Below are 5,162 nucleotides of genomic sequence, written 5' to 3' on the forward strand. Positions count from 1 at the left end.
TGCGCGGGGTTGCGGGAGTATGGGAAGCGGTGGCCATGGTTCTGTAGTCCTAAGGTGGACGCCGGCAGGGACGTCGTATTATCCACGACATAAATTACTTTACAGCATTAGACTACCTCTTCACGGCATCAACTCTCAGGATTCAGGTTAGGGTTCCCCGGGATCTTCGATTCGGCTGAGAATGTGGCCAAACTTCTGTCAGGTTCTCACCAGGTAGAGACGCTCAAGAAATGACGAACCGGCTGGCAATACAGCCAGCCGGTCCGAGATTCTGGGATGAAAAAGAGCGTGTTTCCTTTTGGGGGAACGGCTACTTCATGTCGAAGGCCTTCTGGACGTTGATCGGCATGGCCTGATAGCCGAGCGAGCTCTTGATGCGGATTTCAACCGCGGGCTCCTTCTCGCCCCACTTGAACTCGTCGATCACCGGATGCGGCGCGACCGTGTTGAACTGACGCAGATCGAGGCTCGCCGTGGCGGAGTAGACCATCACGGAGTCCTTGTCGGTCTGGTATTCGACGAGCGAGGTGACGGGGCTGAACCAGTCGTGGCCGCGTTCCTTGCCGTACTCCCAGATCTGCTGGACGGTCATCTTCTTCTGGTCGATCTTGTAGATCACGGCGCGCGAGTACTTCATGTCGGGCAGCGGGGGCTGCTCGAGCGCACGGCCGTCGCCGTTGTCGAAGGCCGACAGATAGAAGACGTCGGCGTTGGACTTCGAGTCGATGCGCCAGCCGGTGTGCTGCGTCCAGGTCCAGTCGAAGTCGCCTTCGCAGCGGTTTTCGGAGCACTTGAGGGGCTTGCCGTCCTTGTCGACCGGGGTGAGGACCTTCTTGGCGAGGTCGCCCTTCCAGCCCGTCGGCGTGGCGAGAATCCACTTCACCTTCTTGTCGCGGCCGATCTTGATGACGGCGGACTGATGGCGCGAGCTGATCACGATCGAGTCGTCGGTCGGGTCGTAGTCGACGGAGTTGACGTGCGCCCAGTTGCGGCCCGGGCCCACGCCGGCGATGTCGCCGAACTTGTCGTTCTTGTCCATGGCGGCGAGTTCATCAGCCGACAGGGTCTTGCCCGACTGCGTGGCGTCGAGGTTGAGGCACACCGCGCCCTGGTCGAGCGTCTTGATCACGACGTCGCGGTACGGGTCGAGAATGTCGAAGAGGCGGAATTCGTCGACCACGTTGCCGTTGGCGTCCACTTCGGCGATCACGTCGCGCACGGTGTGCACGCGCTTGCCGTCGGGACGACGGTAGTCCGAAGAGGAGACGCGCAGGAACAGGTGCCCGTTCTGCGCCGGATCAAGGGCGTGCGAGAAGTCGGCGTACCCCGTCGGGAGGCGGCGGTTGAAGACTTCGCGGCCCATGATGTCGTACTTCGCATAGCGCTGGCCGTAGCCGAACGTGAGGAAGCCGTCCTTGCCCTGATGGAAGCCCATCATGATGCCGGAGTTGTAGATCGTCTCAGGATCGTAGATGGGGTCGACGAACATGTACCAGCGGACTTCGCCCTTTGTGTCGATCACGGCGTTCTGCGGGTAGTAGTTCCATTCGAGCGCGCCGCCCGTGGGGTTGTTCCACACGACGCGGGCCTGCTTCGGAGCGGTCGAGAGGAAGTTGTTGATCAGGTAGAGGCGGTCGCTGAAGGCCGGTTCGACCTTGACTACTTCCGTTTCAAACATGTTGTGGTGCTGCGCCATCGAGCCGTTCACCGGCGTGAAGACGGCCGGGGCGTACATGCGGTACTGCTCGTTCTCGACGCGGGTCTCCTTGCCGTTGTCGATGTAGGTGTAGCTCACCTCGACGGTGTTGTTGTAGTCGGGGTAGAGCCCCCAGACCGGGATGCCCGCATAGGTGCGCAGCGCCGTGTCGGAAACCTTGTACTTGATCTCCTGGCCGTCCTTCTTCGGGACGATGCGGACCGTGGCGTCCTTCAGAACATAGCCGCCGTTCTTGATCACGGCCGTAAGCGGAGCGATCTTGTACGGATTGTTGACGATTTCGCCGAGCTTGCCCGGAGCGACGTAGTGCACGGCGGGGCCGCTGGCGCCGCCGGAAGCAAGGGCGGCGCCCGAGAAGGCGAGGCCGAAGCCGGCGGCGAGGGAGACGGCAACGGCGACGGGGGTGAGGCGGGTGCGGAAGGACATGGGGGATACTCCTTGATGGAATCGTTCGCCCCTTGATCTGCCGGGACGGAACGCTTCGCTGCGGCGCCGAAGCGGCGCGGCAGGATCTCCATCCCGTTCGAGGGGGGGGGGATTCACCGGGAAAGACTAAGCATTACGGCTTAGCGGTGCTATTCTCAACTACCCCTCTGAAACAGCATTGATTTGGAAAACCGGAATTTCATAAAATGAAAAACGCGCTCGGCCGGGACGCCCTCATCTTCCTGAAGACCCTCTGCGACACGCAGAACCTTGTGAATGCCGCAAATCAACTCGGGCTCTCGCCCGCGACCGCATCGCGGCTTTTGGGAAAGCTCCGCGAAGCCTTCGGCGACGAACTCTTCACGCGCTCCTCCGGAGGTCTCGCGCCTACGTGGCGCATGGCGGAGCTCCTCCCGCAGGTGCGCACCGTGCTCGACGACTATGAGCGTCTCCTTGAAGTGAGCGCCTTCGATCCGAAGACGCTTGAGCGCGTGTTCCACATCGGCTGCGTGGACCACGGGGTGGTCTTCCTCGCGCCCGCCGTCGCCCGCGTCGCCTCCGCCGCAGCGGGCGTCATGATTGAGATGTCCGAAATCACGAACGACTGGCCCGTGCAGCTGCGCACCGGCGAGCTCGACGCCGTGATCAGCCCGATGGAGAGCGTGCCGTCGGGCTTCCACTACCTGAAGCTGCGCGAGCGGAGCTGCTCGTCGCGGCTCGTCTGCCGTCCAGGGCACCCGCTCCTCGCGCGCGCCGCGCAAAACGGAGGCGTCACCTTGGAGGAGGCGCTCTCCTGCGGGTTCGTCGAGATCACCTGGCGGCCGACGAACTACTTCCGCCTCGCGAAGTCCCGCGAGGCGGAGGCCTTCGCGGCCCGCCGCGTCATCGTGAAGACGCCCTATTTCATGGGGGCGGCGAAGATCGTGAGCGAGAGCGACCTGCTGCTGCCGCTCTCGAACCTTCTCGCGGACTGGTGCATCGAGCAGGGGTTCCTCGCCGACCTCCCGGTGATTGGCCACCCGCCGTTCTTCAACGACTTCGAGCCGAAGCTCATCTGGCACGACAGGAGCCACCTCGACCCCGCGATGCAGTGGCTGCGCGGGATGATCCTCTCGGCCGTGCGCGACGAGGAGAAGAAGGAGGCCGAAGAGCGGACGGGCGGCTGAAGCGTCGTTCCCTACCGGGCGTCCCGGAGCAGGGCAGGCCGCGTACCACATAAGAAGAGCGGCGCCAGGGAGAAGAACTCCCGGGCGCCGCTCGGTCTATTCAAGTCAGAGGGTCATTTGACCGTCACCCACTCCATCGTGAGGCGGTTGTCGGGGCGGTGCACGACCTCGACGTTCTGCTTCATCGCCCATGCGATCATGAGTTCATGAACCGGGATGTGGAGGAGGTTGGCGCGTTCGATCCGCAGCGCCTCGGTGATGAGCGTCGTGCGCTTGACGGGATCCTCCTCGGCCTTGATCTTCGCCTGAGCCTCATCCATGGCGGCGAGCGACGCGCGACCGATGTTGGCGATGCCGTCGCCCGTCTTCGGGTTGAAGGTGGCCGAGAGCGACTGCAGCGAATAGAAGCCGTCGAAGGTGGGGGCGCCCCAACCGACAAGGCCCGCGGACGTGTCGAACGAGAGCACCTTCGGGAAGTACTTCGCGCGCGGCATCGAGTTCACGGCGACTTTGACCCCGATGCGGCCCCACTGCGAGGCGAGCGCCTTGCAGGTCGCCTCGTCGTTGGTCCAGCGGTTGTTCGGGCAGTCGAGCGTGAAGCCGAAGCCCTGCGGATAGCCCGCCTCGGCGAGGAGCTTCTTCGCCTTTTCGACGTCAGGCTTCGGGGGTTCGGCGACGTCCTTGGACCAGCCGTTCACGATCGAGGTGACGATCGTGCCCGTTGGGTTGGAGAGCCCGCGCATCACGCCGCGCTTGATGCCGTCGCGGTTGACGGAGATGAAGAGCGCTTCGCGCACGCGCTGATCCTTGAAGGGGTTCTTCGCAAGGGGCTTGCCCGTGGTGTCGCGAACGTAGGGCGAGGCGTCGCGGTATTCGTCAAGCGCCACCATCAGCGTGCGGTTCTCCGGCCCCTCGGTCACCTTGACGCCGGGGGACTTCCTCAGGCGCTGCAGGTCCTGCGCGGCCGGGTCGATCACAAAGTCCACCTCGCCCGAGAGGAGCGCGGCGGTGCGGGTCGCGGCCGAGGCGATCGGCCGGAAGACCGCCCTTTCGACGTTGCCCGCGCGGTTCTTCTCATCCCACCAGTCGTGGTTGGCGGTAAAGACGGTCTTCACGTCCTCCTCGCGCGTCGTGAGCCGGAAGGGACCCGTGCCGTTGGCGTGGCGCGCCGCATAGGACTCCTCCTTGGCGACGTAGTCCTGCGGCTCGAGGGCGCCGTGCGCCTTCGCCCAGGATTCGCTCATGATCTTGAGGTCCACGATCTGATTGAGGACCACGGGCGAACCCGTGGTCGTGCGGATGAGGACCTGGTCGGCGCCCGCGGCCTCGGCCTTCACGATGCCGGTCGTGAAGCTCTTGAACTGGCTGCGGGGATTGAGCGCGCGGTTGATTGAGAAGACCACGTCGCCGGGGGTGAGCGTTTCGCCCTCATGGAACTTCACGCCCTTGCGGATCGTGAAGAGGAACCCTTCGGGCACGCGCTTCCAGTCGGTCGCGAGCGCGGGCTCGATCCGGCGGTCGGGCGAGTAGCGCACGAGCCCTTCGTAGACCGCGGAGAGCGCGGTGATGTTGAGGTTTTCGTTTTGGGCGTGGATGTCGAAGGTGAGGATGTCGCCCGCGCTCGACCAGTTGAGCGTGGCGGCGTCGGCGCACGCGGCGAAGACAAGCGGCAGGGCGGCGGCGGCCGCCGTGAGTTGAAGGCGAAGCTTGCGGTTCATTGAAATGGCCTCCACGAAGTGGTTTATGCGGGAGCGCACCGCTCAATGTCTTACGGTTCTCCAGGATGGTCTCCCGATTCTGCCGCGGAGCGCGGCCCCGGTGGCCGCCCGAATTTAGGGTGAACGCCTCATGTT

3 protein-coding genes are annotated in these 5,162 nt (G+C 64.0%); 1 reads left to right on the forward strand and 2 read right to left on the reverse strand.

Annotation, left to right across the window (positions count from 1 at the left end; all coding sequences use genetic code 11):
- Nucleotides 1–310: 310 nt before the first annotated feature.
- On the reverse strand, nt 311–2,143 hold the full coding sequence (locus tag ACT6Y9_RS08500; RefSeq protein ID WP_443744217.1) for an aryl-sulfate sulfotransferase: 1,833 nt from the start codon (nt 2,141–2,143) through the stop codon (nt 311–313).
- A gap of 206 nt (nt 2,144–2,349) precedes the next feature.
- Between ACT6Y9_RS08500 and ACT6Y9_RS08505 the strand changes: the two genes are divergently transcribed.
- Nucleotides 2,350–3,309: a LysR family transcriptional regulator gene (locus ACT6Y9_RS08505; RefSeq protein WP_443744218.1), complete on the forward strand. Its 960-nt coding sequence runs from the start codon at nt 2,350–2,352 to the stop codon at nt 3,307–3,309.
- Nucleotides 3,310–3,422: 113 nt separating this feature from the next.
- Here ACT6Y9_RS08505 and ACT6Y9_RS08510 read toward each other — a convergent pair whose 3' ends face one another.
- Nucleotides 3,423–5,027: an ABC transporter substrate-binding protein gene (locus tag ACT6Y9_RS08510; RefSeq protein WP_443744219.1), complete on the reverse strand. Its 1,605-nt coding sequence runs from the start codon at nt 5,025–5,027 to the stop codon at nt 3,423–3,425.
- Nucleotides 5,028–5,162: the final 135 nt, after the last annotated feature.

Origin of the sequence: Sutterella sp. (assembly GCF_052272535.1) — a bacterium.
In the GTDB taxonomy this organism is placed as follows: domain Bacteria; phylum Pseudomonadota; class Gammaproteobacteria; order Burkholderiales; family Burkholderiaceae_F; genus Sutterella.

Bases quoted from the DNA above. Each gene is read 5' to 3' on its own strand.
- ACT6Y9_RS08500 (WP_443744217.1), bottom strand. From the start codon at position 2,143: ATGTCCTTCCGCACCCGCCTCACCCCCGTCGCCGTTGCCGTCTCCCTC.
- ACT6Y9_RS08505 (WP_443744218.1), top strand. From the start codon at position 2,350: ATGAAAAACGCGCTCGGCCGGGACGCCCTCATCTTCCTGAAGACCCTC.
- ACT6Y9_RS08510 (WP_443744219.1), bottom strand. From the start codon at position 5,027: ATGAACCGCAAGCTTCGCCTTCAACTCACGGCGGCCGCCGCCGCCCTG.